The 26,839-nt window shown below is 68.1% G+C and carries 26 protein-coding genes; 8 read left to right on the top strand and 18 right to left on the bottom strand.

The window, feature by feature from the left end; genetic code table 11:
* Nucleotides 1-56 precede the first annotated feature (56 nt).
* Nucleotides 57-1,427, top strand: a complete 1,371-nt coding sequence (locus tag C7389_RS01125; protein ID WP_133587519.1) for an MATE family efflux transporter — start codon at nt 57-59, stop codon at nt 1,425-1,427.
* 105 nt (nt 1,428-1,532) lie between these two features.
* Here the strand turns inward: C7389_RS01125 and C7389_RS01120 are convergent, their stop codons facing one another.
* Both C7389_RS01120 and C7389_RS01115 read right to left on the bottom strand, forming a co-directional pair.
* A complete protein-coding gene (locus C7389_RS01120) occupies nt 1,533-2,327 on the bottom strand; it encodes a siderophore-interacting protein (RefSeq protein WP_133587517.1) in 795 nt (264 codons plus the stop codon).
* A 32-nt stretch (nt 2,328-2,359) separates the two neighbouring features.
* Nucleotides 2,360-2,995: a PadR family transcriptional regulator gene (locus C7389_RS01115; RefSeq protein ID WP_133587515.1), complete on the bottom strand. Its 636-nt coding sequence runs from the start codon at nt 2,993-2,995 to the stop codon at nt 2,360-2,362.
* 394 nt (nt 2,996-3,389) lie between these two features.
* On the opposite strand from C7389_RS01115, the gene C7389_RS01110 reads away from it, so the two are divergent.
* A complete protein-coding gene (locus C7389_RS01110; RefSeq protein WP_133587513.1) occupies nt 3,390-4,700 on the top strand; it encodes an MFS transporter in 1,311 nt (436 codons plus the stop codon).
* Between the two features lie 127 nt (nt 4,701-4,827).
* Nucleotides 4,828-5,496, top strand: coding sequence for an HAD family hydrolase (locus C7389_RS01105; RefSeq protein ID WP_162851629.1), 669 nt, complete (start codon nt 4,828-4,830; stop codon nt 5,494-5,496).
* 323 nt (nt 5,497-5,819) lie between these two features.
* On the opposite strand, the gene C7389_RS01100 is transcribed toward C7389_RS01105, so the two are convergent.
* The 6 genes from C7389_RS01100 to C7389_RS01075 form a co-directional block, all read right to left on the bottom strand.
* A complete protein-coding gene (locus tag C7389_RS01100) occupies nt 5,820-6,248 on the bottom strand; it encodes an ExbD/TolR family protein (RefSeq protein ID WP_133587509.1) in 429 nt (142 codons plus the stop codon).
* Nucleotides 6,249-6,265: 17 nt separating this feature from the next.
* Nucleotides 6,266-6,688, bottom strand: coding sequence for an ExbD/TolR family protein (locus C7389_RS01095; protein WP_133587507.1), 423 nt, complete (start codon nt 6,686-6,688; stop codon nt 6,266-6,268).
* A 2-nt stretch (nt 6,689-6,690) separates the two neighbouring features.
* Nucleotides 6,691-7,557 carry a MotA/TolQ/ExbB proton channel family protein gene (locus tag C7389_RS01090; protein WP_133587505.1) on the bottom strand — a complete coding sequence of 289 codons (867 nt, stop codon included), beginning with the start codon at nt 7,555-7,557 and terminating at the stop codon, nt 6,691-6,693.
* 93 nt (nt 7,558-7,650) lie between these two features.
* Nucleotides 7,651-8,301 (bottom strand): energy transducer TonB, encoded by a 651-nt coding sequence (locus tag C7389_RS25650; protein WP_133587503.1) that lies wholly within the window; start codon nt 8,299-8,301, stop codon nt 7,651-7,653.
* 247 nt (nt 8,302-8,548) lie between these two features.
* On the bottom strand, nt 8,549-9,439 hold the full coding sequence (locus C7389_RS01080; RefSeq protein WP_246034587.1) for an ABC transporter ATP-binding protein: 891 nt from the start codon (nt 9,437-9,439) through the stop codon (nt 8,549-8,551).
* Nucleotides 9,440-9,595: 156 nt separating this feature from the next.
* The gene (locus C7389_RS01075; protein WP_133587501.1) at nt 9,596-10,921 is read right to left on the bottom strand and encodes a nitroreductase family protein; all 1,326 of its coding nucleotides are present in this window, start codon (nt 10,919-10,921) and stop codon (nt 9,596-9,598) included.
* 474 nt (nt 10,922-11,395) lie between these two features.
* Between C7389_RS01075 and C7389_RS01070 the strand changes: the two genes are divergently transcribed.
* From C7389_RS01070 to C7389_RS01060, 3 genes are all read left to right on the top strand, one after another.
* The gene (locus tag C7389_RS01070; protein WP_133587499.1) at nt 11,396-11,824 is read left to right on the top strand and encodes an STM2901 family protein; all 429 of its coding nucleotides are present in this window, start codon (nt 11,396-11,398) and stop codon (nt 11,822-11,824) included.
* A complete protein-coding gene (locus tag C7389_RS01065; RefSeq protein ID WP_211168606.1) occupies nt 11,821-12,189 on the top strand; it encodes a DUF1493 family protein in 369 nt (122 codons plus the stop codon). The genes C7389_RS01070 and C7389_RS01065 overlap by 4 nt, the downstream gene beginning before the upstream one ends.
* An 83-nt stretch (nt 12,190-12,272) precedes the next feature.
* Nucleotides 12,273-12,698, top strand: coding sequence for a hypothetical protein (locus tag C7389_RS01060; protein WP_133587495.1), 426 nt, complete (start codon nt 12,273-12,275; stop codon nt 12,696-12,698).
* Between the two features lie 866 nt (nt 12,699-13,564).
* Here the strand turns inward: C7389_RS01060 and C7389_RS24770 are convergent.
* From C7389_RS24770 to C7389_RS01045, 3 genes are all read right to left on the bottom strand, one after another.
* Nucleotides 13,565-16,105 carry a TonB-dependent receptor gene (locus C7389_RS24770; RefSeq protein WP_162851628.1) on the bottom strand — a complete coding sequence of 847 codons (2,541 nt, stop codon included), beginning with the start codon at nt 16,103-16,105 and terminating at the stop codon, nt 13,565-13,567.
* Between the two features lie 211 nt (nt 16,106-16,316).
* The gene (locus C7389_RS01050; RefSeq protein WP_133587493.1) at nt 16,317-16,769 is read right to left on the bottom strand and encodes a 4Fe-4S dicluster domain-containing protein; all 453 of its coding nucleotides are present in this window, start codon (nt 16,767-16,769) and stop codon (nt 16,317-16,319) included.
* Nucleotides 16,766-18,424 (bottom strand): FAD-dependent oxidoreductase, encoded by a 1,659-nt coding sequence (locus C7389_RS01045; protein ID WP_133587491.1) that lies wholly within the window; start codon nt 18,422-18,424, stop codon nt 16,766-16,768. Before C7389_RS01045 ends, C7389_RS01050 begins: the two co-directional genes overlap by 4 nt.
* A gap of 504 nt (nt 18,425-18,928) precedes the next feature.
* On the opposite strand from C7389_RS01045, the gene C7389_RS01040 reads away from it, so the two are divergent.
* Together C7389_RS01040 and C7389_RS01035 are read left to right on the top strand one after the other, a co-directional pair.
* On the top strand, nt 18,929-19,216 hold the full coding sequence (locus tag C7389_RS01040; protein ID WP_133587488.1) for a 4Fe-4S binding protein: 288 nt from the start codon (nt 18,929-18,931) through the stop codon (nt 19,214-19,216).
* 17 nt (nt 19,217-19,233) lie between these two features.
* Nucleotides 19,234-20,883 carry an FAD-binding protein gene (locus tag C7389_RS01035; RefSeq protein ID WP_133587486.1) on the top strand — a complete coding sequence of 550 codons (1,650 nt, stop codon included), beginning with the start codon at nt 19,234-19,236 and terminating at the stop codon, nt 20,881-20,883.
* A gap of 225 nt (nt 20,884-21,108) precedes the next feature.
* Here the strand turns inward: C7389_RS01035 and C7389_RS01030 are convergent, their stop codons facing one another.
* The 7 genes from C7389_RS01030 to C7389_RS01005 form a co-directional block, all read right to left on the bottom strand.
* On the bottom strand, nt 21,109-21,417 hold the full coding sequence (locus C7389_RS01030; protein ID WP_162851627.1) for a type II toxin-antitoxin system RelE/ParE family toxin: 309 nt from the start codon (nt 21,415-21,417) through the stop codon (nt 21,109-21,111).
* Nucleotides 21,404-21,691 carry a type II toxin-antitoxin system ParD family antitoxin gene (locus C7389_RS01025; RefSeq protein ID WP_211168566.1) on the bottom strand — a complete coding sequence of 96 codons (288 nt, stop codon included), beginning with the start codon at nt 21,689-21,691 and terminating at the stop codon, nt 21,404-21,406. Before C7389_RS01025 ends, C7389_RS01030 begins: the two co-directional genes overlap by 14 nt.
* A gap of 153 nt (nt 21,692-21,844) precedes the next feature.
* Nucleotides 21,845-22,924 carry an ABC transporter substrate-binding protein gene (locus C7389_RS01020; protein ID WP_133587482.1) on the bottom strand — a complete coding sequence of 360 codons (1,080 nt, stop codon included), beginning with the start codon at nt 22,922-22,924 and terminating at the stop codon, nt 21,845-21,847.
* Nucleotides 22,925-23,133: 209 nt separating this feature from the next.
* Nucleotides 23,134-23,931 (bottom strand): ABC transporter permease, encoded by a 798-nt coding sequence (locus C7389_RS01015; protein ID WP_162851626.1) that lies wholly within the window; start codon nt 23,929-23,931, stop codon nt 23,134-23,136.
* Nucleotides 23,928-24,152: a hypothetical protein gene (locus tag C7389_RS24765; protein ID WP_162851625.1), complete on the bottom strand. Its 225-nt coding sequence runs from the start codon at nt 24,150-24,152 to the stop codon at nt 23,928-23,930. Before C7389_RS24765 ends, C7389_RS01015 begins: the two co-directional genes overlap by 4 nt.
* Nucleotides 24,149-25,081 (bottom strand): ABC transporter permease, encoded by a 933-nt coding sequence (locus tag C7389_RS01010; RefSeq protein WP_133587478.1) that lies wholly within the window; start codon nt 25,079-25,081, stop codon nt 24,149-24,151. The genes C7389_RS24765 and C7389_RS01010 overlap by 4 nt, the downstream gene beginning before the upstream one ends.
* A 335-nt stretch (nt 25,082-25,416) precedes the next feature.
* On the bottom strand, nt 25,417-26,826 hold the full coding sequence (locus C7389_RS01005; RefSeq protein ID WP_133587476.1) for an MFS transporter: 1,410 nt from the start codon (nt 26,824-26,826) through the stop codon (nt 25,417-25,419).
* Between the last annotated feature and the right edge of the window lie 13 nt (nt 26,827-26,839).

Genomic DNA, 26,839 nt, shown 5'->3' with positions numbered 1-26,839 from the left:
GTAGAAACCGGTCTTATCCTCCAAAAAATACCTTCCCATCTCCCCATTCGTAGCCGATGTCCGCAACCGCCCACCGTTTTCCCGCCAGCCGTGCCGAGTGGCACCGCCATGTGCTCTTCCTCGCCTTTCCCATCGTCCTCGCCAACCTGACGCAGCCCATCCTGGCGGCGGTGGATACCGCGGTGGCCGGCCATCTGCCGGACCCGGCGGCGCTCGGCGGCGTGGCGCTGGGCGGGGTGCTGTTCAGCTTCCTGTTCTGGGGCTTCGGCTTCCTGCGCATGGGCACCACCGGCCTGGTGGCGCAGGCCCACGGCGCGCGTGACGCCGCCGGGCTGCGGGACGCGCTGTTGCGTGCGCTGCTGCTGGCCTTCGCCATCGGCGCCGTCGTGCTGCTGCTGCACGGGCCGCTGATCGGCGGCGGGCTGTCGCTGCTGGGCGGCAGCGAGGCGGTGCAGGCGCATGCGCTGGCTTACTCCTCGGCGCGCATCTGGTCGGCGCCGCTGGCGCTGGGCAACTACGTGATCCTGGGCTACCTGCTGGGCCGCCAGCGGGTGCGGGTGGGCCTGCTGCTGCAGGTGTGGATCAACCTGGTGAACATCCTGGTGGTGCTGCTGCTGGTGTATCGCTTCGACCTCGGCGTCGGCGGCATAGGCGCGGCGACCGCGGTGGCGGATGGCGCCGGCTTCGCGCTCGGCATCGCGCTGCTGTGGCTGACGCGGGAGCGTGCACCGGAGCGCAGCGCCGGGCCGCCGTCCTGGGCCGGGCTGCTGGCGCCGGCGGCGCTGAGCCGGATGATGCTGATCAACCGCGACATTTTCCTGCGCACCGTCTGCCTGCTCGGTAGCTTCGCCTGGTTCGCCCGCGCCGGCGCCGACCAGGGCGACCTGGTGCTGGCGGCGAATGCGGTGCTGCTGAACTTCCAGAGCTTCATGGCCTGCGGGCTGGATGGCTTCGCCCACGCTTCGGAGGCGCTGGTGGGCGCGGCGGTGGGCGCGCGCGACCGTGCTGCGCTGCGGGCGTCCATCCGCGTCTCCATGCTGTGGGCGGCGATAGGCGCGGCGTGCTTCTCGCTGGTGTATGCGCTGGCGGGCGAGGGCATCATCGGCCTGTTGACCGACCAGGCCGAACTGCGCGCCGCCGCCGTCAGCTATCTGCCCTGGGCGGCGCTGCTGCCGCTGGCCTCGGTGGCCGGCTTCCTGCTCGATGGCGTGTTCATCGGCGCCACCCGCACCCGCGAGCTGATGCAGGCCATGGTGCTGTGCTCCATCAGCTTCGTCGTCCTGGCTTTCGGCCTCAAGGCGCTGTGGGGCAACCACGGCCTGTGGCTGGCGCTGCTGCTGTTCATGGTGTTGCGCGGGCTGGTGCTGGGGCTGATGCTGCCGCGCATAGCGCGGGATCTGGCGCTGCCGGCTTCGGCCGGCACCTGAGCGCGGATTCCGCGGGGGAATCCGCTCCGCTCCGGCGGGCCGGCCTGAGCCGGATTCAAGGCTGGCGACCTGGCGTGGGAAACGCTGCCGGCTGAGGGCCGGAGCTCAGTCGTCGTGGCTCTCATGCGTGGCGGCGGCGCCGCGTTTCCAGTAGCCGGCGGCCTTCACCCGGTTCTTGGGCAGGCCGCGCTCCTCCACCAGCAGATGGCGCAGCTGGCGGGCGGTGTCGGATTCGCACGCCACCCAGGCATAGCCTTCGCCCGGCGGCAGCTGCAGCGCCGCCACCGCCTCGTGCAGGCTGGCGCCGGCGCGGCGGTGTACCCAGTGCAGCGCCAGCGTGGCGGCGCTGTGGAGGTCCAGTTCCTCGGCGGCCTTGTCCACCTCGGCGACGACGAGGGCGCGCGCGCCGGCGGGCAGTTCTTCCAGCCGCCGGGCGATGGCGGGCAGGGCGGTTTCGTCGCCCGCCAGCAGGTACCAGTCGAAGGTCTTTTCCAGCACGAAGGAGCCGCGCGGGCCGCCGACGCCCAGCCAGTCGCCCGGCTTGGCCTGCAGCGCCCAGGCGGTGGCGGGGCCGGCCTCGTGCAGGGCGAAGTCGATGTCCAGCTCGCCGGCGGCTGCATCGTAGCGGCGCGGGGTGTAGTCGCGCGCCTGCGGGCGGCCGTCCGGGAAGCTCATGCCCTCCGGTGTGGCGACCGGCAGCGGTGGCTTGAGCTGGCCGGGCTCCGGGAAAAAGAGCTTTACATGGTCGTCATGGGCGGCGCTGGCAAAGCCCTCCAGCTCGTCGCCGGCCAGGGTGATGCGCAGCATGCTGGGGCGCAGTTGCTGAACCTGCTTCACCTGCAGCAGGCGGAAGCGCAGTTCGTGGCGGACGCGGCGGCTGATGCGTTCTGTATCTGTCATGTCTTTTCGTTCCTGTCGGGGTGGGCCGGCGTTCAGGCCGGCTGGTCGGGTTGGCGCAGGGCGAGGATCTCGTCCGCGGCGTGGCGCAGGATGGCGGCGATGCGCGCAGCCTGTTCGCCGCTACAGGCGGGCAGGGTGCCGTACAGCGCCTGCTTGAGCGCATGGCGGGCGGCGTGCAGTTCGCCGGCGACGGCATCGTCTTCATCGTCCCCGGCTTCCGCGCCTGTCTCCGCACCCGCCCCGGCGCCGGCTTCTTCGCCATCGAAGGCGCGGCGGGCGCGCTCCATGCGCGCGCCGACGCGGGCCAGCTCGGCGAGCACGCTGTCGGCCACCTCGCGGTGGGCGGCGAGGCGGCCGCGGCCGATGTCGGTGAGGCTGTAGCGCTTCTTGTTGCCTTCGGTTTCCACCACCGCCTGGCCGAGTTCCTCCAGGTAGGTGAGGGCGGGGTAGATCACGCCGGGGCTGGGCGTGTAGAAGCCGGCGGAGTGTTCCTCCAGCTTGCGTATGAGTTCGTAGCCATGGGCGGGGGCTTCGGCCAGCAGGGCGAGGATGACCACCTGCAGGTCCTTGCCGCCCAGCTTGCGACCGCTGCGCAACCCGCGGCCTCCCATGCCGCCGCCGAATCCGCCCGCGAAGCGGCGGCCGCGGCCTTCGTGATGTCCGTGCATGAAGTGCTCCTGAGTGATGATGCTTTTTATCGTAAGATGTATCGTACGATAATTCAAGGCGGTATTCTGCGGGAAGATCGAGGGCCGGCTGAGTTGCGGGACGCGTCCCGCCGCGAGCGCTGGGGCGCTCTGGTAGGGTGCCCCGGCTTGTTTCCGGCGGGGCCGCGCGCGCAGGCGCCCGGCTTGGGAACGCGGCCTGCATTGCTTGGCGGGAAAACTGCGCTGATGTCGGGCGTGCTGCCCGTATCGTAGCGGCCCTTGCGCCGGCTGCTGGCGATGCGACAGGAGCCGGTGCGGCGGCCCGCACAGAGGCGGGCCGCTTTTTTGTCTCATGGAGAAGGAATTTGAAGCTGCATGCGGGCGTGTGCCCTGTTGATCGTGGTGGAGCCGGGCGATGAGCGCCGGATCGCGTCTGGAAGTCCTCAAGGAGAGGGCTTTCCTGCACTTCCTGGCGGCCAAGCTGCTGGCCACGCTGGCGGCGCAGATGGTGGGCGTGGCGGTGGGCTGGCAGGTCTATCAGCTCACCGGCGATGTGCTGGCGCTGGGCTTCGTCGGCCTGGCGCAGTTCGCGCCCTTCATCGTGCTCATCCTGCCCGCCGGCCAGGTGGCGGACCGCGCCGCGCGCAGCCGCATCATCGGCTGGTGCTACGTGGTGCAGTGCCTGGCGGCGATGCTGCTATTGGCGATCACGCTGGCGGATGTGGGCCGGGTCGGGCTGATCTACGCGGTGCTGGTGCTGCTGGGCTGCGCCCGCGCCTTCATGATGCCGGCCAGCCAGGCGGTGCTGATCAACCTGGTGTCGCCGGCGCGCTTCGCCCAGGCGGTGGCGGTGCATTCCTCCTCCTTTCATGTGGCGGTGATCGTCGGGCCGTTGTTGGGCGGCGTGATCTATCTCGGCGGCGCGCATGCGGTGTACTTGTCGGCGGCGGCGCTGTTCGGCTGCTCGGTGTGGTTGATGAGCCGGGTGCGCACCCGGCCGGCGGAGCAGTCGCCCGGCGCGGCGCGCGGCGCCGGCGCGGTGTTCGAGGGCCTGCGCTTCGTGTTCTCGCGCCCGGTGGTGCTGGGAGCGATCTCGCTGGACTTGTTCGCGGTGCTGTTCGGCGGCGCGGTGGCGCTGCTGCCGGCGATGGCGCACGACGTGCTGCAGGTCGATTCCGCCGGCATGGGCCTGCTGCGGGCGGCGCCGGCGGTGGGTGCCGGGCTGGCGGCGGCGGTGCTGGTGTGGCGGCCGCTGCGGCGGCATGTGGGCGCTTGGATGCTGGGCGGCGTGGCGGCCTTCGGCGTCGCCATGGTGGTGTTCGGCCTGTCCACCAGCCTGCCGCTGTCGGTGGCGGCACTGGCCTTGAGCGGCGCCGGCGACATGGTGAGCGTGTATGTGCGCCACATCCTGGTGCAGCACGAGACGCCGGACGAGATCCGCGGTCGCGTCAGCGCGGTCAATTCGGTGTTCATCGGCGCTTCCAACGAACTGGGCGAGTTCGAGTCCGGTGTCACCGCGCGCTGGATGGGCCTGGTGCCGGCGGTGATCTTCGGCGGCGCGGCCACGCTGGCGGTGGCCGGCAGCTGGGTAAAGCTGTTCCCGACGCTGGCGCGGATGGACGGCTTCCCGCATCTGGCGGCCGGGGCGGCGAAGCGGGAGCCCCCGGCGCGGCAGGAAAAGGTGGCGGCCGGGGGCTCTTCCGAGGTGGAGGGCCGGCAGGGCTGAAGCGCCCGGCGGCGGAGTCCGCGACGCGCGACGGCGCGAGGATGGCGCCGGGCGTGGTCTGGCTTCCGCCCGCTGGTGTAAGGTTCAGCGGATGAGGCACGCCCACGGGCGCGGACAGGGAGAGCGAGTGAAGTTCGAGGCAGTGATTTTCGACATGGATGGCCTGCTGCTGGATTCCGAGCGGCCGATACGCGACGCCTGGGTGGAAGTGGGCCGCGAGCTGGGCGTGGTGCTGGAAGTGGCCACCTACCAGCGCGTCATCGGCCGCACGATGAAGGAAGTGCACGCGATCCTGGGCGAGGTGTTCGGCGTCGAGGCCTACCAGCGCGCGGCAAGCCGCGTCGCCGACATGCTGGAGGCGCGCCACGCCGCCCGGGGTTACGCCGCCAAGGCCGGCGCCCACGATCTGCTGCGCTGGCTGGGCGGCATCGAGGTGGCCTGCGGGCTGGCGTCTTCCAGCCACCGCGACAAGGTGGAGCGCCGGCTGGCGCAGGCGCAGCTGCTGGACTTCTTCGATGCGCTGGCTGCCGGCGACGAGGTTACCCACGGCAAACCGGCGCCGGACGTGTATCTGCTCGCCGCCGAGCGCCTCGGCGTGGACCCGCGCGCCTGCCTCGCCTTCGAGGACAGCGAGAACGGCGCCCGCGCGGCGCTGGCGGCCGGCATGCAGGTCATCCTGGTGCCGGACCTGGTGCAGCCGGGCGAGGAGGTGGCGGCGCAATGCATGCTGCTGAGTTCGCTGGAAGGCGCGCCGGAGCTGTGCGGCGAGTGGTTCGGTCGCCGGAGGACGGTTTGAGCCCGGGCGACCTGCCGGCGGGATGACAGGCACTGCGGCGTTCCAGCAAGGGTTTCGCTATTGCGGTGGCCGGGCGCTGGCGAACAAGGGGATGCGCTGCTGCGGCCGCTGGAGCGCTCCCGTGGCAGGCAGGCCACGGAGCGGGGGCGAGAGAGGGGGCGTAGCCTCTGGATGAGCGCTGACGCCCTCACGGACGCCTCTTCTCCCCGGGCTCCTCCCGCGAGGGGAGAGGGAGTGCGGTGGCGGGGCTCCCCGGGCATCGGCTACCGGGAGCCGATCGCGCGACCTGCATGATGCGACCAGATCGCCGGCCCCCGTCGCCCTTACAGAAACTGCTCGGCCCCCACCAGCCCGATCTTGGTCAGGTGATTGCGCTGTATCGCCGCCATCACCGCCGCCACCGTCTCATAAGCCACCGCCCGGTCCGGGCGCACATGCAGCTCCGGCTGCACCGCCTGCGCGGCCGCGGCGGCCAGTCTCGCTTCCAGCGCCGCCCCCCCGGCCACCGGCTCCGCATTCCACAGGATGTCGCCATTGGCCTCGATGTTGATCCGCACCACCTCCGGCTCCACCACCTGCGGCGGCGGATTGCCCTGCGGCAGGTTCAGCTCCACCGAATGCAGCTGGATCGGGATGGTCACGATCAACATGATCAGCAGCACCAGCATCACATCGATCAGCGGCGTGGTGTTGATGTCCAGCATCACCTCGGGTTCGGCCGAGGTGGACGGCGTACCCACGTTCATGCCCATGGTGTTCCCCTCCTTGTTCAGCCGCGCGGCGGCGGCTCGGTGATGAAGCCGATCTTGAGTATTCCGGCGCGCTGGCAGGCCAGCACCACCCGGCCCACATGCTCATAGGGCGCCGCGCCATCGCCGCGGATCTGCACCTCCGGCTGGGGCTGGGCCACCGCCACCGTCTTCAGGCGCTCGACCAGCGCCGCGTTCGACAGCCGCTCCTGGTTCCAGAACACCCCGCCGTCGCGGGTCACCGACAGATTCACGTTCTCCGGCTTGGTCAGCCGCGGCTGGTTCACCTCCTTGGGCAGACTCACCGGCACCGTATGCGTCGCCACCGGGATGGTGATCAGGAAGATGATCAGCAGCACCAGCATCACATCCACCAGCGGCGTGGTGTTGATGGTGGAGATGACGCCATCCTCCTCCTCGGCCTGGCCCACGTTCATGCCCATGATCAGCCCCGCGCCACCGCGACCACCTTGGCTGCCGCCGTGCGGGCATTGCCCCCGCCCAGCAGCACCGCGTGCAGATCCACGCCGAAGGCGCGCACCTCGTCCAGCGATGCCTTGTTGCGGCGGACCAGCCAGTTGTAGCCCAGCACCGCCGGCACCGCGACGGCGAGGCCGATGGCGGTCATGATCAGCGCCTCGCCCACCGGGCCGGCCACCTTGTCGATGGAGGCCTGGCCGGCGATGCCGATGGCGGTGAGGGCGTGGTAGATCCCCCACACCGTGCCGAACAGACCGATGAAGGGCGCGGTGGAACCGACGGTGGCCAGCAGCGCCAGGCCGTCCTGCAGGCGGGCCTGCACATTGTCGATGGCGCGCTGGATGGACTGGCCCACCCAGGTGTTCAGGTCGATGTGCTCCAGCAGACCGGTATGGTGCTCCTTCGCCTCCAGGCCGGACTGGGCGATGAAGTGGAAGGCGCCATCGGGGTTGAGCGCCTGGGTGGCCTGCTGCACGCCGCCGGCGGTCCAGAACTTGGCCTTGGCCTCGCGCGCATGGCGGCGCAGCTTCTGCTGCTCGTAGAGCTTGGTGACGATCACATACCAGCTGGCGGCGGACATGATCACCAGGATCACCAGCGTGCCCTTGGCCACCGCATCGCCCTGCGCCCACAGCGCATCCAGGCCGTAGGGGTTGGTGACGGTCTCGCCGGCGGGCGTGGGCGCGAGCGGTGCCGGCGCGGCGGCCTCGGCAGGAGCGGACGCTGCCGCCTGGGCGTACACCGCCGGCGCGGAAGAGAACGAGAAGGTCGCCAGCGCCAGGGCGGCGGCGAGGAAGCGGCGCAGGCGCCGCAGGGTGGGGGAAGCAGACATGGGGGTTCTCCGGGGAAGCAGGAAGCGGGGGAAAGGACAAAAAAGGAAGGCGAAGGAATCGGGGAAAGGAAGCCGGCTCGCGCCGGCCGCCATTCAGTTGTCCAGGGCGAACTGGAAGGGCACGGTCACCCGCACCGGCCGCCCCTGGCCGACGCACTGGAAGCGGCCGACCGCATCGGTGACGACCTTGTTGAACACCGGATCGGAAGACTTCGCGATGCGCACGCCGGTGATGGCCCCGGAGGTCTCAACCACAAACTCCACCAGTACCTCGCCGCTTTTGTTCAGGCGCAGGGCCTGGGGCGGGTAGGGCACCGAGCTGCGGATGCCGAGGTGGTTGGGGCAGGTGACGCCGATGGCGGCGGCCACCGGCTCGGGCGGGGCGACTGGCGCCGGCGGCGCGGGCGGAGCCGGCGGGGGCGGCTCGGCCTGCACCACCGCGATGGTGGGCGCGGGCTGGGGCTGCACCGGCACTTCCGGCGGCGGCACATAGGCGGGCGGGGGCGGCACCGGGCTGGGCTGGGCGAGGATCTTCTTCACCGGCTCGGGCGGCGGCGGAGGGGGCGGAGGCGGTGGCTTGATCTCCTCGATCAGGCGCACGTCCAGCGGGTCCTTGAACACCTTGACGACTTCGCGGGCGAGGCCGTTGAGCAGGGCATAGGCGAGGACGAGGTGGAAGAGGACGACGAAGGCGATGCCGGTGAGGTGGCGGCGCGGGTCGCGCTGGCGGAGGGCGTAACTCATGGGGTTTCCTGCGTGTTCTGCGATGGCGGTGGAAATGCCACCGGTGGGCATCTGCGCCCACCTGTCTTTCAGCAGGCTTCGTGCCAGTCGGGCGCCGGCGCGGGGCGGGAGGTGCAAGCGCTTGTCGGAAAAGGGTTTTGCGCTGGTTGGGGCGGAAGGCTGGACGTGCCTGGGTGATGGTGGGGAGTCAGGCGGGGGAGCAGGGCTGCTGCGCTAGCAACAGCCCTGCCGGGGGCGCGTTGGCGCCTCAGTGGCGGAGTTCGCTCAGCACCGCGTCCTTCACCGCGGCGAAGGCAGCGCTGCCGCGGGCGCGCGGGCGCGGCAGATCCACGTCGATCACCGTGCGGATGCGGCCCGGCCGCGGGTCCAGCACCACCACCCGGTCGGAGAGGTAGACCGCCTCTTCCACGTCGTGCGTCACCATGATGGTGGTGATGCGGTTCTGCTCCCAGATGCGCAGCAGCTCTTCCTGCAGGTAGGTGCGGGTGAGGGCATCCAGCGCGCCCAGCGGCTCGTCCAGCAGCAATATCTGCGGCCGCGCCACCAGCCCGCGGGCGATGGCCGCGCGCTGCGACATGCCGCCGGAGAGCTGGCTGGGGAAAGCCTTCTCGAAGCCGCTCAGCCCCACCAGGCGGATGTGCTCCGCCACCGCGCGCTTCTTTTCCGCCTCCGGCAGGGCGATGGCATCCAGCCCCAGCAGCACGTTCTGCTCCACCGTCAGCCAGGGGAAGAGGCGGTGCTCCTGGAACACGATGCCGCGGTCCCGCCCCGGCCCATCCACCGGCTTGCCGGCCACCGCCAACCGGCCGGCCGAGGGCGAGTCCAGGCCGACGATGAGCCGCAGGATGGTGGATTTGCCGCAGCCGGAAGCGCCCACCAGGCAGACGAACTCCGCCGGCTTCACCTGCAGGTCGATGCCGCGCAGCACCTCCAGCGGCTGGCCATCCACCTGGAAGGTCTTGCCGACGCCATCGAGCTCGAGGATGAAGCTGCCTTGCCCCTCGGCCCGGGCGCTGGCGGAGCCGGGCCGCTGGCCGCGCTCGCCCTCCGCGACAAGGCCGGCGGCCTGCAGGTTGAAGTGAGGGCGCAGCGGAATGGGCTGGGCGGCGGGCGGTGGGGGCTGGGTGAGGCTGCTCATCGAGTGTCCTTGCTGGGTGTGCCGCGGCTTTGAAGGGAGTACGCCTTGAGGGGAGGACGGCCTTGAGGGGGCGGTCTTGGAGTGGCATGGCCTTGGGCGCGATCGTATTGCCCGATGCGACGGCGTCTCGCAGGCCGTCGCATCCTTGCACTGCGCTCAGCCGGTGGTGCCGACCAGCGTGCCCGCGGCGGCGGCGGTCTGGCCGCGGCTGGCGCCGACGGGCGTGCCGGGGGCGGCATCGTTGGGGAAGAAGAAGCGGCCTTCGGCCACCAGGTCGGCCAGCGGCCGGCGCGGGGTGAGGGTTTCGCGCTCGCGCAGCTGCGGCGGCAATTCGGCCTCGTCGCCTAGCTGGCCGACAGCGATCAGGATCTCCAGCTTGTAGTCCTCCGGCACCTCGAACAGGGAGCGCGCGGCTTCCTTGTCGAAGCCGGCGATGGCGCGGGTATGCCAGCCGGCCAGGTTGGCCTGCAGCGCGAAGTGGGCCCAGGCGGCGCCGGCATCGAAGCTGTGGTTGCGCGCCGGGCTGGGATCGCTCTCGCCCGGCCGGACGAAGGTGGTGCGGGAGAGCAGCAGCACCAGCGCCGACACCTTGGGCGCCCACAGGCGGTTGCTGTCGGAGAGCAGCGTCGAGAGCTCGGCCCATTGCGGCGAACCGTTCTTCACATAGATGAAGCGCCAGGGCTGGGAATTGCTGGCCGAGGGCGCCCAGCGCGCGGCTTCCAGCAGGCGGAACAGGGTGGCGTCGTCTATCGCCTCGCCACTGAGGGCGCGCGGCGACCAGCGGTTCACGAACAGCGGATCGGCGTCGCCATGGGCCAGCCGCGCCGCGCCCGGCGTGCGCCGCGGCACGCTGGCCAGCCAGCGCTGCAGCGCCGGATCGCTGTAGGCGGCATCCGAGATGAAGTGATCCGCATCCGGGTAGAAGGTGACGCGCACCGGCAGCCCTAGCGCCTGCAGGCGGGCGAGATCGGCGCGGAACTGGCTCTCCGGCACCCGCTCATCCCGGCCGCCGTGGAAGACCCACACCGGCGTGCGCTTCAGCGCAGCCAGGCCATCGTCGATCACCGTCTCCGGCAGCCGGCCCGCCACCACCACCAGCGCCGCGAAGCGCTCCGGATGACGGCTGGCGAAGTGCCACACCGCCGCCGACCCGGCACTGAAGCCGGCCAGCACGATGCGCTGCTTGTCCACATTGGCCTCGGCGATCACCGCATCCAGCCGCGCCAGCAATTCGTCCTCCCAGTCCGCCCAGGCGGTCTCCTCCGGAATCTGCAAGGCAAGAAAGTGGTAAGGCCGCTCCGCCGCCTGGGAAACATGCCGCCCCAGACCATGGGCAAGCAGCTTCTCCGGATCACGGCCACGGTCGCGCGCGCCGTGCAGCAGTACCACCAGCGGGCTTGAAGGCGGATTGCCGCTGGCGACGGCACGCAGATAAGGCAGCTCGCCGCGCGGCGAGGAATGCAGATGGCGTTGGAGGCTCATGGTTGTCCTGTGGGGAGATGAGGGTGTTGGAATGGGGGAGGCGGGCAGGTGGAGCGGGGATGCCGGTGCCGGGTGAGTCGCGTCCGTGCCCGGCCAGCAGGCTGACCGGCACGCGCTTCTGCCGAGCGCAGGGGCAAGTCCTGTGCCTGCGGTAAGTGATTGTTTTTGTGAAGCAGGAGAAGGATGGGTGCTGCGTGGCGGGCAGCAGAGGCAACGTGGCTGCTGCTGTTGCAGCAGCAGATGCAGTCAGAGGTTGGCGGAAGGGGGTAGTGCTTAATCAGTTCAAGCGTGCTGTCCGCTTCGACGCTTTCGGTTTTGGAGGCGCCTGTCGGGGAAATAGATGAATGGAGATGGGGTTATTGATATTGGATATATATAAAACATATAGTCCACCCCCGCAGATGATTGAAATAGTGCTTGAGCCGGGTTCGCAGACGTGCCTCATCAAGGTTTTAGCTATCTTCTCAGGGAATTATGCTGAATCTATATACCTATAACGACCTTGCTGGCCTCAGCCGTGAAGAGTTATTCCTCTGGATTGCCGTAGATCAGACATTAGAACAACTGGGCGGTGAGGATGTGGTTGCAGCGATTGCTGTTCTTTCCGGGCAGCCATTCCTTCCGACACGAGGGAAGTTTGCTGGAGCAACAAAGGGAACCTCAGTCGCGTCGGTCGTTTCCCGGCGTCTCATCAAACAGAGACTTCCGTTTGCCTTGCCTACGCTTACGGGGGCGACGCTGACCACGCTGAGAATCACCTTCACCAGAAGCCTGGGTGCATTTGTCGGTCGTCTGGTTCCCGGTGTTGGATGGGCTGTTCTGGCTTACGATGTGCTGCAGATAATGCGGAAATCCATATCCCTGTACAACGCACGAGTCCGTCAGGAAGACAGGTTGTGGTGAATACAGAAGACGCCATTTGGCCCCGATTACTAACGCTGATTGAGGAAATTCCCACAGTGGGAGTTTCATCTCTTACTGGCTCGAAGTCGCTTGAGAGGACTACTGATCTCGTCTCCGACCTCGGCCTTACCGGAGACGATGCGTTCGCCTTCATGGAGAGATATGCAGAGGAGTTCGGCGTAGATAGGGGGGACTATGATTCATCGAATTACTTCGAGCCGGAGAGTCTCTGGATTCTTCCCCGATGGAAAAAGAGAAAGCCGAAGCTGCTCATCACCCTTGGGATGCTTGAGTCTGCCGCCCGCGATGGCGTCTGGAACACTGAGAGGCTCAGATTTCTTTCGTCGGTTCACTCCGCAGATTAGCTTTCAGGCAGCCTGACGGCCTCCAATTGCTGTCGGGCTGTCTGTAGCCAAGCTCAGCGCATGAATTTTGAAGAGGAAACGTAATGAAAAATCGTCCATTGGGAGTGTGGCTAATCTGTGCGTATATCGCGTGGACGGCGGTCGGCTCACTCATAGGTATTGCATACGCCTTCCTTTCGGGCGATCCCGATGCTCAATGGGGGCGTGACTACTACAGGTCACTCAGCCTTTGGCAAATCATCTATTTCTCTTTTAGTTCCCTGCTGGCTCTCTCTGCGGCAGTTTCTCTTTTTATGATGCGAAAAATAGCCGCTCCACTTTTTATAGGGGTGCTTGTGCTTGGAATCCTGAATGCAGCCGTTCAGGTAACAAGTGGATGGATTGCTGGGTACGCGGTAGAGGCGCTGGGTTGGAAAGGAGTGATCATGTCAATTCTTGTTGGCATGATTGTCATGTGTACAGTCGTTTTCTATGTGCTGAGGTTGAAAAGTAGAGGGCTTCTTGTATGACTTTGAGGTGTCTTCTTAATTTATTGAAATGGATCTAATATTATCGGATTTGATTTTTTTGAGTGGCTATGATTTTTCTTTTAAAGAAATGAAAATGAAAATGAAATCGAGGTTGTTTGCAGGCCTTGTTTTCTGTACGTGTTCTTTGCGGCGCTGCTTCTGCTGGTGTTGTCGAATCAGTTTCTGAAGACGAGATGCCTGAGAGTGTGGCTGGCTTCGCATGGTTTTTGTCTTTGCTAGTTTTGGCCCTCCGCTACTTCAGGATGAGAAAGGTATGGGGAGAAATAAGGGGGCGATGTGGGTAGCGTCAGGGTGTTTGGCTCTAAATTGAGTTCTTCAAACCCGGTGGTGGTCATGATTTTGAAAGTAGAGAAGGTGGAGTAAAGGGAATGTATAAAAGGCCGTTTCTTGGCTTGACTCTATTGCTGAGGTCTTGGCTATGAATGTGGAGAGGCTTGCCCGGACTTACAAGTTTTCTGTGTGCACGGTGCTTCTCGGCTTTGTTGGGCTGTGTTCGAGCTATTACCTTCTCCTGGCCGCGGTGCCTTTCCATTTGTACTTTTTTTCCGAATGGGGCGGCTCCTGGGAATGAACCGATTTGCCCTGATTGGACTGCTTTTGTTGATGCTTTGCCCTTTCATCAACACGCTCGGTCTGTTGCTGCTCAACAGAAAGGCTGCAAAGGTCCTGGTTGCTGCGGGATGGGTGGTTGGTGTGATGGGGTTTAGGATCGAGCCTGCTAAAAGGCTTAGTGAGGGGGCTCGGAATCCGGAAGCGCGGTGATAGCGCTTGTGACGGGCATTGCCAAAGATGAGAACGGCTCTGCGAGCGAAGCTCGCGGGGCCGTTATTACGTGAACATCCCGATCAGAAACTGACCCTGAAAGTCGCTCCCACCTGGCGTCTGTCGCCCCAGCGCTTGGTCACCGCCGAGTTGCCGGAGAAGGTGCTGGCGTCCACCGCGTATTCCACGTCGAACACGTTCTTGGCGTACAGGCCGAGGTGCCAGGCGCCGGAGGCGGCGCCTATGCCGAGGCCGACGTCGGTGAGGTGGCGGGCGTCTTCCTCGCCGTAGTCGGACAGGTTGAGGGCGACGTTGTGGCGGGAGGCGTAGTTGTCGTGGATGTGGGCGTCGAAGACCAGGCCGTTGCCCAGCGGTTTGCGGTAGTCGGCGCCGAGGTTGAAGGAGTACTTGGGCGCGCCGGGCAGGGTGCGGCCGGAGTAGTCGCACTGGGCCGGCGGGCTGGCGGTAAGGTCGCCGGGGCAAGGGGCGTCCTTGTAGCTGTCGTAGCGGGCGTGGTTGATGGCACCGCCGAAGCGGATGGTGAGGGTGTTGGTGGCGGACCAGGCGCCATCCACCTCCAGCCCGCGCAGGGTCACCTTCTTGGCGTTGCCGATGATGTTGCGGGTGCCGGTGGTGGTGTTGGCATCGGGCACGATCTGCTCGGTCTGGAAGTCCCTGATGTCGGTGGCGTAGAGGTTCACGTTCAGGATGAGCTTGCGGTTGAGCAGCGCGAGCTTGGCGCCCAGTTCCAGGTCCAGCGCGGTTTCCGGTTCGGTGACGTTGGGGCTGCCGTCGGAGGTGTTCCAGCTCACCGCGCCGGATTTCACGCCACGGGCGAAGGAGGCGTAGAGCAGGGTGTCCTCGTTCAGCTTGTAGCTGGGGCTGAGCAGCAGCGAGGTGGCGGTGCTGCGGTCGTCGATGGAGCGCTCGGCGCCGTACTTGGCGCTGGCGCCGGTCTGCGCGGCGCGTATGGCCTTGGCGGCGGCGATCTGCGCGGCGGTGGCGCTGTTGGAGGCGCCCAGGGCGTCCAGGTCGGCGCCTTGGCCGAGTTCGACGAATTCCCAGGTGTTCTTCTTGTATTCCCAGGTCTGGCGCAGGCCGGCGGTGAGCGTCGCCTTTTCGGTGAAGTGCCAGTTGAGCTGGCCGAAGGCGGCGAGGCTGGTGGTTTCCGGTTTCTTCTTCTGGATGGTGTAGACGTTGTTGAGCGAGGCGCCCAGCAGTTCGCGGCCGGCGGCGCTGGTGTTCAGTGTGCTGTACTGGGCGTTGCTGGCGTAGAAGGCGCCGGCGTCCGAGCCATAGGGGGTGTGGGAGGAGAGGTCGAAGGCGTTGTACAGGGCGTAGAGGCCGACCTGGTAGTCGATGACTTCGCCGGGGTGGGAGCTCAGCCGCACTTCCTGGGAGAACTGCTGCTGGTCGGTGCGGGCGCCGCCGCCGCGGCGGATGTCGAAGCGGGTGGTGTCGAAGTCGTTGTCGGCGACGAACTCGTTGTCCTTGTAGGCGGTGATGGAGGTGAGGGTGTGCCTGGCCAGCTCCCAGTTCACCTCGGCGGAGATGCCGTTCTGGTCGTCCTTGGATGGCGTCACGTAGTTGGCATCCACCTTGAATTTATCCAGCAGCGGGCTGTAGTTGCCGAACCAGTCGCGGCCCAGGCGGGAGCTGAAGCTGATGGCGCGGGCGCTGCCGTCCAGGTAGGTGGCGGGGTCTTCCACTGGCGGGCTCATGTTGATGTTCTCCCGCGCCTGGCTGTGGTGAAGGATGATGCGCGCCGAGACGTCGGCGCTGGGCAGCAGCAGGAACTGCAGCCGCGCGCCGGAGCGGTCGCGGTCGTACCAGGTGGAGTCGTTCTGGTTGCTGTTCTTGATGCTGCCTTCGCCCTTTTCGTCGAAGAAGGAGAAGCGGTAGGCGAGCACCTCATCCACGATGGGGCCGGTGAGCGTGCCCTGGATGCGGCGGAGGTCGCGCTCGCCGACGGTGAGTTCCACCGTGTTGCTGGGGGTGAAGCTGGGTTTGCGGGTGCTGATGTTGAGTACGCCCAGGGTGGTGTTCTTGCCCAGCAGGGTGCCTTGCGGGCCGCGGGCGACTTCGATGTTTTCCAGGTCGGCGAAGTTGGTCCATGAGGCGCCGACATAGGGCTGGAAGACGTTGTCGATGATGACGCCGACCGCCGCCTCGTATTCCTCGCCATTGACGTTCTTGCCCACGCCGCGGATGGAGACGCTGGAGCGGCGGGAGTTGAGCTCCGCCGCCTGGACGTTGGTGGTGCGGCGGGCGAAGTCGGTGATGTTCACCGCATGGTCGCGCTCCAACTCGCGGCCGGTGACGACCGAGACCGGGATCGGCACATCTTGCAGGCGTTCTTCGCGGTTGCGGGCGCGGATGACGACGGTATCGAGCGCCTGCTCGCTGTCGGCGTCGCTGGCCGCCGGCGGGTTGGTGGATGAGGTGGTGGGTGCAGCCTGGACCACCGTGGTGGCTTCGCCGCCGGCGGCGGCCGAGGGCGCCTGGGCGCCTTGCTGCGCCAGCGCGGCGCCGGCCACCGTGCCGCCGAGCAGGGCGGCGGCGACGTGGCGGGTGAGTTCCTTCAGCAGGGGGTGGGGGAGGCCGGGGGGCTGTCGGTCTGCCATGGTGGTGAAAATCCTTGTCGGGGGTGGGGAGCGGGTTTTATGCGTGCGGGCTTTTGTGTTTTGGGAAGAACATGCGGAAACACGGGCAGCAGAGGTCCTGGGCCTGCCGCCGAGGGCAGGCCCGGACGTGCCGTCTGGGGTTTTGGGAGAGCGCCGGCCGCAGCCGGCGCGGAGGCTCAGGGCATCGCCGCCCGTGCCGCCGGGCGCTGCCTCACGGAACGATCTCGTTCGTGATCGGCGGGCGCTGGTGCACCTCGATCAGGCCGCGTTCGCGGGCGATGGCGAGGCTGGCGTAGATGGCCGCATCCGGACTGTTGGGGTTCTGCTGCGTCCGGCTGCCCTCGGGGGCGTAGCGGCTGTCCTCGTTGCCGGCGTAACAGTAGCTGCCGGGTTCATGGCGATCGAAGCCCAGCGCGCGGCGGAAGTTGCCGAGCACGTCCAGCGCCAGGATTTCCTCCCGGCTGGTGGGCTGCGGCGTGCGCAGCGGGCCGACGTAGAGCGCGTCGGCGGGGCAGTGGGCCTCGCACAGGTAGCAGGTGTGGCATTCCGCCTGGCGGGCGATCACCGGCACGCCGTCGGCGCGCAGGTCGAAGGTGCCGGTGGGGCAGAGCTCCTCGCATTTGCCGCAGCCGGTGCAGCGGTCCTCGAACACGTACTCGATCATGAGGCCCTCGCATGCAGGTGGGCGTTGCTGGAGACGGGCTTGCGCTTTACCCACACCTGGTCCAGCCCGCCGGCGATGACGTGGCTGTACTGCTTCTCGTCGATCACCGGGTAGTCGGCGCGGCGCTGCAGGCCGCGGCTCTCCTTGCGCTCCAGCGCGCTGGCGAAGATCCAGCGCGCGGCGGCGATCAGCGCGGCCGCCTCGCGGGCGCGCACCACCGAGCGGGCGTAGTCGGCGCCCCGCAGGCCGCCGTTGCCGGCCAGGCTGCCGCGGGCATCCCGCCACAGGCCGTCCAGCTTCTCCAGCGCGGCGCTCATCACCTTGCCGTCACGGCGGTAGAACTTGGCCACCGGCAGCACTTCCTCCTGCACGCCGGCGATCAGCGCGTTCACATCCAGATCGGCGCGGGCCTGCTCGCTCGGCCGCAGCCCGGCGGTGCCGGCGTAGCTCACCTTGCGGGTGGCGGCGTCGGCGCCGTACTTGCGCGCGAACAGCGTGGCCGAATGGCCGGCCCAGGAGCCGGAAGCCAGCGCCCAGGCGGTGGCCGGGCCGGCGCCGGACTGGTTGGCGCCCACCAGCTTTTCCCGCGAGGTGGTGTCGCCGGCGGCGAACAGGCCGGGCACGGTGGTGGTGGCGCCGTCGCCCACTTCGATGCCGCCGGAGGCGCGTATGGTGCCTTCCAGGATGTGCTCCACCTCGTATTCCTGGGTGAAGGGGTCGATGTGCAGGTGGCGCTTGAAGTACTGGAAGGTCATCGGCTGGCCGGCCTGGATGCGCTGGCGGCCGATGTCGTCGTACTTGTCCAGCTTGCAGTAGAGGTGGCCGGTCTGGATCTCGGCGATGGTGGTGCCCTTGCCGCGGCTCACCACCTGGCCGTGGGCGTCGGTGAGGGTGGCCGAGCCATATACCGCTGTCTTGGAGCAGGCGCTGCCCTTGGGCACGATGCCGTACTGGCCGCTGAACTCCATGCCGGAGAGCTGGGCGCCGGCCTCCACCGCCAGCAGGTAGCCGTCGCCGGTGTTGTTGTTGCCGCCGGCGATGCCGGAGCGGAAGGCGGTGCCGCCGGTGGCCAGCACCACCGCGCCGGCGCGCACCTGCCAGCGCTTGCCGGTGCGGCGGTTCCAGCCGGTGGCGCCGGCGGCGGCGCCGTCGGCCAGCAGCAGTTCCAGCGCCGGGCTGTGGTCGAGGATGGTCACCCCGTGCTGCTCCAGCTGCTTGCGCAGGAACAGCACCGCGTCGCCGGCGCGCAGGCCGCCCCAGCGCTCCTGCTTGCCGTCCTGGGTGCGGGGGAAGGCATAGCCCCAGCGCGACATCAGATCCTGGTTGATGAAGCTCTGGTCATACACCTTGGCGATCCACTCGGTTTCGGCGAAGCCGAAGGCGATGGGCAGGCGGGAATTGACCATGCCTTCGCGGTGCTGCGGATCGTCCGGCTTGATGTAGTAGGCGCCGGTGCCGGCCGCCGCCTGCGCGCCCGAGGTGCCGAGGTAGCCCTTTTCGGCCACGACCACGCGGGCGCCGGCGCGGGCGGCGGCAAGGCCGGCCCAGGCACCGGCCGGACCGCCGCCGATGATGAGTACGTCGGCCACCAGGTTGATGTCGAAACTCTCCTGCGCGGAGGGCGCGGGGAAATCCACGATGTTGCTGTTTGCCATCTACTTGCTCCCATCGTTCTTGCGAACAGTTCGGTTGGAGGGGCGGGGCCTTGTCGTCTCTCCGCTGCGGGCGGAAAGTCCGGGACAAAACGCATAAAGCCTGCCAGGGCGTGTTTCTGCAGCAGATGGCGCTTGAATTGCTTATTTGAATCAGTGGCTTGTGTTCTGTGCTCCACCCCGGATGTGGCGCACACCGGTTCGCTGCGGCATGCGGTGCTGCTGCTTCGGCAGCAGTTCCAAGCATGGAAGTGTTGCTTATGGAGTAGCCGGTGAAAGGGCGGGGAAAGCGCGCTGCAAGGGCGGGTGCCGTGGCCCTGTCGGCCAGCTGCTGAATCCGGAGCAGCCGCGGCGCGAAACTGCTGCGTACTCATCACCTCGGTAGCTGGGATGAGGCCAACTCCTTGATTCTGCGGGATGGCATGGTTCTGGCTGACCGCTCGGGAAACCGCGTCTGTCGAAGGGCCATCCCGGCGGCTTCCAGCGCGGCGCCGTTCTCTCCCGCCGATGATCGAACTGATACTTGATGATCGCTGCATCCGCTGCGACAAGTGCGTGCAGGTCTGCCCGAACGAAGTTTTCGAGGCCGTGCCCGGCGACCTGCCGGCGATAGGCCGCCAGGCCGACTGCCATACCTGTTTCCTGTGCGAGGTGTATTGCCCCACCGAGGCGCTCTACGTGTCGCCTTATTCCACGCCGGAATCCGGCCTCTCCGCCGACGAGCTGGAAGCGCGCGGCTTCATCGGCAGCTATGTGCGCACCATCGGCTGGGCGCCGGGCGCGCGCCGCGCCTGAACAGGGAAAACCACAGCATGAGCTTCTATCCGCAACAGCAGGAGGTGGGCGGCGACAGCCACAACCTCCACCTCAGCACTGATGTACTCGTCATCGGCGGCAGTCTCACCGGCTGTTGGGCGGCGCTGGCCGCGCGCCGCGCCGGCGCCAGCGTGGTCCTGGCCGAGAAGGGCTATGTCGGCACCGCCGGCGTGGTCGCCGCCGCCACCGCCGGTGGCGCGCATACCGTGCCGGGCAAGGAGGAGCACAACCACAAGGTGCTCCATGGCCGCCGCGAGGCCGCCGCCGGGCTGGACGATCTCGGCCTCGCCCGCATGGTGTATGACGAAACCTACCGCATCGGCCTGCGGCTGAAGGAGATGGGCTTCGAGCCCAACCCCGGCCGTCCGGGCGGCAACCCCTTCGGCGGTGAGCCCCGCCTCACCAGCTTCAACGGCCCGTACTCGCTGCACTTCCTGCGCACCGCGCTGCTCAAGGCCGGCGTGCGCATCCTGGATCACAGCCCGGCGCTGGAGCTGCTCGCCAGCGACGGCATCGTCACCGGCGCTGCCGGGGTGAACCGCCAGAGCGAGGAGAGCTGGGCGGTGCGCGCCGGCGCGGTGATCCTCGCCACCGGCGGCAACGCTTTCCGTTCCGGCGCCATGGGCACCAACGGCGTCACCGGCGACGGCCACCTGTTCGGCGTCGAGGCCGGCGCCCGGCTGGTGGCGGTGGAGTTCAGCGGCCACTACGGCATCACCCCGGCCGGCAGCCAGACCACCAAGGGCTTCTGGTACGGCAGCGCCACCTTCTACGACGGCGCCGGCCGCGAACTGCCGGAGAACGGCTGGGGCGCGGTGCCGGACGTGGCCCGCGCGGTGATGGAGACCGGCGCCGCCTACGCCACCATCAACCGCGGCAACGCGGAGATGCCGCGCTTCGCCCGCCGCACCGCCAACCTGTTCCAGTTCTTCGAGCGCGCCGGCATCGACCCCTTCAAGGACAAGTTCCCGCTGGGCCTGCTCTACGAAGGCCATGTGCGCGGCGTCGGCGGCCTGGTGGTGGATGGCGAGGGCGCCACCGACGTGCCCGGCCTCTATGCCGCCGGCGACGTCACCGACCGCACTCACATGACTGGCGCGCAGATGAGCGGCGCCGGCCCGGCGGTGGCCTGGTGCCTGGCCTCCGGCGAGTGGGCGGGCGCCGCCGCCGCCGCCTTCGCCGCCGGACCGGGCGCCGCGGTGCGCCAGCGGCCGGCGGTCGGCCTCGGTGGCCTGGGCCTGCGCGCGCCGGGCGCTGCGAACGGAATAGCGCAGGTGCGTGAGCTGCGCGCCGCGGTGCAGGCGGAAATCCTGCCCATCGAGAAGAACGTGTTCCGCAGCCTGGGCGGCATGCAGGCCTCGCTGCAGCGCCTCGACGGCCTGTGGGGCCAGCACCGCCACAGCCTGCTCGGCGGCAGCGTGCGCGAGGTGGTGGAAGCGCGCGAAACCGCAGCGCTGCTCGCCGGCGCCCGCTGGATCTACCGCGCCGCCCGCCAGCGCACCGAGACACGCGGCCTGCACCGGCTGCAGGAGCATCCGCAAGCCGATCCAGCGCAGCGGGACCGCATCCTGGTCGAAGGGCTGGACGAAATCCGGGTGTCGCGGGAGCCCTTGCGGGCGGTGGCGGAGGAGGCGGTGCCGGCTTGAGTACCGCTTCCACACCCTGATGATGCAGCAGTGCCTGATGGACAAGGGTTTTCAAGCCGGACACGGATTGCATCGGGCCTTCATCATCTGGAGTGGACTGGCATGAACGAACAGCCGCCGGGCAGCAGTGTCGCTTGCTGCCCGGCGGCTTTCCTCCTGTTCAGGTGGGCGTGTCCTCCGGCGGGATAGGCAGGTGCTGCCGGCGCCAGGGCACTGCTTTCCGAGCTAGAGGTGCCTTGTCAGGCTCATGCGCTGATGAAGGATGCGCACCAGCGCGATCGACGAATCCTGAGCGCGATAAACGATGACGTGCGAACCGGCGAAATACAGCCTGTGGGTTTCGGGCAGTTCGGGGGCGCGGTTTCCTATCGAGGGATTGCGGGCGATCCGCTGAAGGGCGCCGTCGAGCTTGTTCCGGTAGGCATGCAGCTGTTCCTGTCCCCAGGTTTCGCCGGTGTAGCGCAGGATGTCGATGAAGTCCTGTTTCGCCCGCGGTGAAAGGGCGATCCTGCGCGGTGCTTCAGGGGAGGACATCCGGGTCCATCCGCTTGCCGCTGCGTAGGCTCTTGATGGCTGTCGCGGTGATGTCGTCCAAGGTATCCGCGGTGTAGGGGATGCCCTCGCCACGGTCCAGTTCGGCATCGCCTTGCTGGATCGCGGCGTGCCAGGCCTGCACCCGGGATTCCTCGGCCTGCATGCGCCGGATCGCGTCGCGGATGACCTCGGTGGCGCTGCCATAGAAACCGCTGGCGACCTTGCCCTTGATGAAATTCTCCATCTCCGGCGAGAGATTGATGTGCATGGTCATGGCGGAGCTCCTTGGCGCTTCAGATCCGGGAAGTATCCATAGTATGGATATGAGCGTCCAGTTGGTGGGTCTGGACGGTCGGCAACAAAAAAGCCACCGGCTGGCGCCGATGGCTTCCGTCGCTGCCGCCCAGGGGGAGCGGCTTGCCTTTCCTCACTCCGCCGTCCAGTACCCCTCCAGCTTCAGCTCCTTCACCGCCGCCTGTTGATACTCCGGCTTGAACCAGCTGCGTATGGTCTGCTCGTCGGCGCCCTTGCGGATCAGCTTGTGCTTCACCGCGAACTTCACCAGCTCGTCGTAGGCGGCCACCGAGGTTTCGTCCACCAGCGGGTTGAAGCGCGCCTTCAGCGAGCCTTCGTAGTCTTCCTTGACGTACTGGTAGCCCACGCTGCGTTCGGCGACGAAGCGCAGCAGGGTTTCGCGGTTCTGTTCTTCCGAGGCCCAGTGGGCGGTGCGCAGCAGCACCTTCACCACCCGGCGGACGGTGTCCGGGTGGGCCTTCTCGAACTTGCTGGAAACCAGCATGCCGCTCTGGCTGTTGTCGTTGGCGAAGTCGCGGGTGCCGTCGAGCACGCGCAGCTTGCCCTGGTCGCGCAGGATCAGCAGGTTCACCCCGCCGAACACCGCGTCCACCGCGCCGGCGTTGAAGGCCACCAGCGCTTCGGCGCCCTGCAGGTTCACCAGCGTCACATCCTTCTCCTGCAGGCCCTTGGATTCCAGCAGCTGGATCAGCGAGCGATAGGGGTTGGTGCCCTTCTGCACGGTGATGCGCTTGCCTTTCAGATCGGCGACCGTCTTGTAGGACGAGCCGGACTGCACCGCCAGATAGTAGGTGCCGGAGCCGGTGGCGCGGCGGGTGAGGACGATGTGCGCCGGAATGCCGCCGGCGAGGCCGATGACGTTGGGCACGCCGCCGTAGGTGCCGAAGTCGATGGAGCCCTGGGCCAGCGCCTCGTTCTGCGCCGGGCCGGTGCCGGCGAAGAAGATCTGCTCGATCTTCGGCCCGTTCTTGCCGAATTCCTGCTCGAAGTAGCCCAGGTGCTCACTCAGCGCGACCAGGCCGACGCTGACCGGCTTGCCACCGGTGGTGGTGACGTTGGTGCCGCCGACCTCGCCGAACACGATCTTGTCCGGCACATCGCTGGTGTTGGCTGCGGCGCTGGCGGCAGCGGGGAGCAGGGCGGCGAGCAGGAGCAGCAGGCCGCGGCGGTAGAGGGAGCTGACGCGTTTCATCGGGAGTTTCCGTGGCTGGGGGAAGGGGAGGTCCGTCGGGGGACGGCAGTGGGAAGGGAAAGCGGGAAGGGAAAACGGGAAGGGAAAACGGGAAGGGAAAACGGGAAGTCAGGCCGGTGGCGGCGTGGTGATCGGATCGAAGCGCCGCCAGCCGGCGCCGCGCGCGTGCCGGAGAAGGCAAGGCCCGTGTGCCGTTCCGCCCGGCATGTTCAAGCGCGCGTGCGCCAGCGGAACAGGTAGTCCGGCAGGCCGCGCAGGCCTTTGTTCATGGCCACGCCGGTGGCGGCGATCAGGGTCACGCCCAGCAGCACGACGTCGGTGCGGAAGTGTTCCTGTGCGCCCATGACCACCGAGCCGATGCCGCCGGACATCACGCCAATGACGTACTCCGCGCCGATGGCGGCGAACCAGGAATAGATCAGCGACAGTTGCAGCGCGGTGACGATGGCCGGCGCGGACGAGGGCAGGATCACCCAGCGCAGCATCTTCAGCCGGGAAAAGCCCAGCACCCGGCCCACCTCCAGCAGCTGCGCCGGGGTGCTGCGCACGCCCTCGAAGGCGCCCATGACCACCGGCTTGGCGGCGGCGATGGCGACGAACACGATCTTGCACAGGTCGCCGGTGCCGAACCAGGCGGTGAGCAGCGGGATCCAGGCCAGGATGGCGACCTGCCGTACCGCGTGGAAGCTGGGCCCCATGATGCGGTCGAAGGCTTTGGACAGGCCCATGCCCACGCCCAGCGCCAGACCGATGCCAATGCCGATGCCGTAGCCCTGCAGCAGGCGGCCGAAAGTGGAGGCGATGCCCTCGGCCAGCGAATGGAACACCTGCGGGTCCAGCGCGGCGTCGTAGAGCTGGCCGAAGGGCACCAGCACCAGCGGGCTCACCCATTCATGCGTGGTGGCCAGCCACCACAGCACCAGCAGCAAGGCGGGCGGCACCAGGCCGCGGAAACGGCGGCTGTGCCACAGGCGGTGCAGCGGGGAAAACGCGGCGGACTGGTTCATCGCGCGCCTCCCTGAGCGGGAGCGGGCCGGGCGGCCGGCATCCGTGGCGTGGCGCGGCCGCCATCGGCAACGGGCGTCGGGCCGGTCTCCAGCCGGCCGCTCTCCAGCCGGCCGCTCTCCAGCCGGGCGGCTTCGCTGCCAGCCATCGAGGCAAGCGAGAAGGCGAGCGCGCCATCCGCCCGCAGGCCGGCCAGCAGCATGGGCAGGGCGGCGCCGCTCATTCCCGGCCCCGCCAGCGCAGCAGCCGGCTTTCCGCCCGGCGCAGGCCATAGTCCAGGCTGAAGCCGATCAGGCCGATCAGGGCCACGCATACCAGCACCACGTCCAGCTGGAAGATCTGCCGGCTCCAGGTCATCAGGTAGCCGATGCCTTCTGCAGAGGCCATCACTTCCACCGCCACCAGCGCCACCCACACATGGGCCACGCCCTGGCGCACGCCGGTGGCGATGGCCGGCATCGCGCCCGGCAGCACCACCCGGCGGTACAGCGTCCACCGGCTCAGCTTCATCACCCGCGCCACTTCCAGGTAGGTGGGCGGAATGTTGCGGATGCCGTCGGCCGTCACCAGCGCCAGCGGCACCACGCAGGCCTTGGTCATGATGAAGAGCTTCAGGCTGTCGTCTATGCCCAGCACCATCATCAGCAGCGGAATCAGGGCGATGGAGGGAATCTGCACCAGGATGCGGAAGCTCGGCCCTATCCAGCTCTCGAAGGCCGGCGAGGCGCCCAGCGCGACGCCCAGCGCCAGGCCGAGTACCAGCCCCAGCGCCGCGCCCTGCGCCACCCGCCACAGGCTGATGAAGAGATGCTCCGAGATGTCGCCGCCATGCAGCAGATCGAGGAAGCTGGCGAACACCGCGCCCGGGCTGGGCAGGATGTTGGACGGCAGCAGCTCGGTGCCGCTGGCGTACCACCACACCAGCAGCACCGAGAGCGGGAACAGTGCGTACTGGGCGGCCAGAGGCGCGCCATGCCGCAGTCGCGCCAGCATCGGCTCCCAGACGAAAGGCGCCTGGCCGGCGGCGGCGGGCAGTTGCAGCGCCGCCTCGCTGCCGCTGGCCACCAGATGCATCGCCGGTGCCTCGTGGGCCTGCGCCCCCGCGCCGCCGGTGGCGTCCGGCGCCACCTTCCTGCCCAGCGCCGAGCTCATCGTCCGTGCCCCGCCGGGTTGGCCGCCAGCGGCTGGCTGGCCGGGCGGGAAAGGGCAGCGGCGGGAGGATTCATGATGGCTCCTTGTTGGGGGCTAGGTAGTGGGCAAGCGCTGTGGGCCAGGGCTGCGCGGCGCTCCGGCGCCGGCGTGTTCCGCTACCCCGTCAGCAAGAGCCATACCACTGGGGTGAAAAGCGGGATTTCCCTGTCGCTACAAGTGCTTGGCTGCGTTTCGTACCCACCGCCCCGCCGCGGGCTGCTGCGGATTCAACAGCCCGCGGCGCTGGATTGGTGGTCGCGCAGCAGCACTGCTGCCGGCCGGCCGCCGGGCCGGCTTCAGGCCGCCTGCCGGGCGACCTGGCCGCTCACCTCCGCGCCGGCATCCGGCGCCAGCCGCAGGAAGCGCAGCGCCGCCAGCAGACCGATCAGGCCGACGACGAAGAAGGCGTTGCGGAAGTCCGCCAGCAGCGGCGCGTCGGCGCCATGCAGCGCCTGGGAGAGCTTCATCACCAGCGCCGCCACCGCCACGCCGAGGATCATGGACACCTGCTGCACCATGCTCGAAAGGGTGGAGGCGGAGCTGCGCTGGCGCGGCTCGGTGTCTGCGAAGGTGAGAGTGCTCAGCGCGGTGAGCTGCATGGAGCGCGTCAGCCCGGCGGCCACCAGCAGCGCGGCGGCGATCCAGCCCGGCGTGTCGGCCTGCAGCAGCCCGCAGGCGGCGATGGCGAGCGCGCCCAGCACGCCGTTGCCCACCAGCACCTGGCGGAAGCCGAAGCGGCGCAGCAGCGGCGTGGTCACCGTCTTCATGCCGAGGTTGCCGGCGAAATAGGCCAGGATCATCAGCCCGGACTGCCAGGGATTCAGGCCGAAACCGATCTGGAACAGCAGCGGCAGCAGGAAGGGCGTGGCGCTGATGGCGATGCGGTAGAAAAAGCCGCCGCTCAGCGTGGACAGGGTGAAGGTGGGCGCGGCGAAGGCGGAGAGATCCAGCAGCGGCTCCCTGGCGCGGCGGAAGTGGCGTAGCGCGGCGACGCCGAGCAGGCTGCCGATGGCGCAGCACAGCGCCGCCACGACCAGGTTGGCGCCGGCGCGGCCGACCGATTCCAGGCCGCGGAGCAGCAGCACCAGCGCGCAGGCGGCGAGCACGAAGCCGCGGCCGTCGAAGCGGCGGTGCGCCTCGTCCCGCAGGTTGGGGATGTAGCGCAGCACCAGCCCCAGCCCCACCACGCCCAGCGGCAGGTTGATGAGGAAATTCCAGCGCCAGGAGGCATAGGTGGTGATGAAGCCACCCAGCGCCGGCCCGAACACCGGCGCAATCAAGGCCGGCCAGGTGATCAGCGCGGTGGCCTGCAGCAGCCCGGCCTTGGAGGTGTTGCGCAGCACCACCATGCGCCCCACCGGCGTCATCAAGGCCCCGCCCACGCCCTGCAGCGCCCGGGCGGCGACGAAGGCCGGCAGGCTGTCCGCCATGCCACAGGCCAGCGAGGCCAGGCTGAAGATGAGGATGGCGGCGGCGAACACGTTGCGGCTGCCAAAGCGGTCCGCCAGCCAGCCACTGGCCGGAATGAAGGCCGCCACCGCCAGCATGTAGATGGTCACGCCCAGGCTGAGATCCAGCGCCTGCACGCCGAAGGAGGCCGCCATCTGCGGCAGCGAGGTGTTGATGATGGCGCCGTCCAGCACCTGCATGAAGAAGGCGCCGGCAACGATTAGGGGAATGCGCTTGGGGAGTTCTTGGGGAGCCATCGGGTGGGAGTTT

Source organism: Azoarcus indigens, from assembly GCF_004361735.1.
GTDB lineage: Bacteria > Pseudomonadota > Gammaproteobacteria > Burkholderiales > Rhodocyclaceae > Azoarcus > Azoarcus indigens.
The sequence above is the reverse complement of the archived record's forward strand: the minus strand, read 5'-3'. Positions and strand labels throughout refer to the sequence as shown.

Coding starts and splice junctions, on each gene's coding strand:
- C7389_RS01100 (WP_133587509.1), bottom strand. CDS start 6,248: ATGGGCATGAACGTGGGTACGCCGTCCACCTCGGCCGAACCCGAGGTG.
- C7389_RS01060 (WP_133587495.1), top strand. CDS start 12,273: ATGAAAAATCGTCCATTGGGAGTGTGGCTAATCTGTGCGTATATCGCG.
- C7389_RS01005 (WP_133587476.1), bottom strand. CDS start 26,826: ATGGCTCCCCAAGAACTCCCCAAGCGCATTCCCCTAATCGTTGCCGGC.
- C7389_RS01110 (WP_133587513.1), top strand. CDS start 3,390: ATGAGCGCCGGATCGCGTCTGGAAGTCCTCAAGGAGAGGGCTTTCCTG.
- C7389_RS24770 (WP_162851628.1), bottom strand. CDS start 16,105: ATGGCAGACCGACAGCCCCCCGGCCTCCCCCACCCCCTGCTGAAGGAA.
- C7389_RS01120 (WP_133587517.1), bottom strand. CDS start 2,327: ATGACAGATACAGAACGCATCAGCCGCCGCGTCCGCCACGAACTGCGC.
- C7389_RS01090 (WP_133587505.1), bottom strand. CDS start 7,557: ATGTCTGCTTCCCCCACCCTGCGGCGCCTGCGCCGCTTCCTCGCCGCC.
- C7389_RS01020 (WP_133587482.1), bottom strand. CDS start 22,924: ATGAAACGCGTCAGCTCCCTCTACCGCCGCGGCCTGCTGCTCCTGCTC.
- C7389_RS01115 (WP_133587515.1), bottom strand. CDS start 2,995: ATGCACGGACATCACGAAGGCCGCGGCCGCCGCTTCGCGGGCGGATTC.
- C7389_RS01035 (WP_133587486.1), top strand. CDS start 19,234: ATGAGCTTCTATCCGCAACAGCAGGAGGTGGGCGGCGACAGCCACAAC.
- C7389_RS01075 (WP_133587501.1), bottom strand. CDS start 10,921: ATGAGCCTCCAACGCCATCTGCATTCCTCGCCGCGCGGCGAGCTGCCT.
- C7389_RS01015 (WP_162851626.1), bottom strand. CDS start 23,931: ATGAACCAGTCCGCCGCGTTTTCCCCGCTGCACCGCCTGTGGCACAGC.
- C7389_RS01125 (WP_133587519.1), top strand. CDS start 57: ATGTCCGCAACCGCCCACCGTTTTCCCGCCAGCCGTGCCGAGTGGCAC.
- C7389_RS25650 (WP_133587503.1), bottom strand. CDS start 8,301: ATGAGTTACGCCCTCCGCCAGCGCGACCCGCGCCGCCACCTCACCGGC.
- C7389_RS01010 (WP_133587478.1), bottom strand. CDS start 25,081: ATGAGCTCGGCGCTGGGCAGGAAGGTGGCGCCGGACGCCACCGGCGGC.
- C7389_RS01050 (WP_133587493.1), bottom strand. CDS start 16,769: ATGATCGAGTACGTGTTCGAGGACCGCTGCACCGGCTGCGGCAAATGC.
- C7389_RS01030 (WP_162851627.1), bottom strand. CDS start 21,417: ATGTCCTCCCCTGAAGCACCGCGCAGGATCGCCCTTTCACCGCGGGCG.
- C7389_RS24765 (WP_162851625.1), bottom strand. CDS start 24,152: ATGAGCGGCGCCGCCCTGCCCATGCTGCTGGCCGGCCTGCGGGCGGAT.
- C7389_RS01025 (WP_211168566.1), bottom strand. CDS start 21,691: ATGACCATGCACATCAATCTCTCGCCGGAGATGGAGAATTTCATCAAG.
- C7389_RS01040 (WP_133587488.1), top strand. CDS start 18,929: ATGATCGAACTGATACTTGATGATCGCTGCATCCGCTGCGACAAGTGC.
- C7389_RS01080 (WP_246034587.1), bottom strand. CDS start 9,439: ATGAGCAGCCTCACCCAGCCCCCACCGCCCGCCGCCCAGCCCATTCCG.
- C7389_RS01045 (WP_133587491.1), bottom strand. CDS start 18,424: ATGGCAAACAGCAACATCGTGGATTTCCCCGCGCCCTCCGCGCAGGAG.
- C7389_RS01070 (WP_133587499.1), top strand. CDS start 11,396: ATGCTGAATCTATATACCTATAACGACCTTGCTGGCCTCAGCCGTGAA.
- C7389_RS01095 (WP_133587507.1), bottom strand. CDS start 6,688: ATGGGCATGAACGTGGGCCAGGCCGAGGAGGAGGATGGCGTCATCTCC.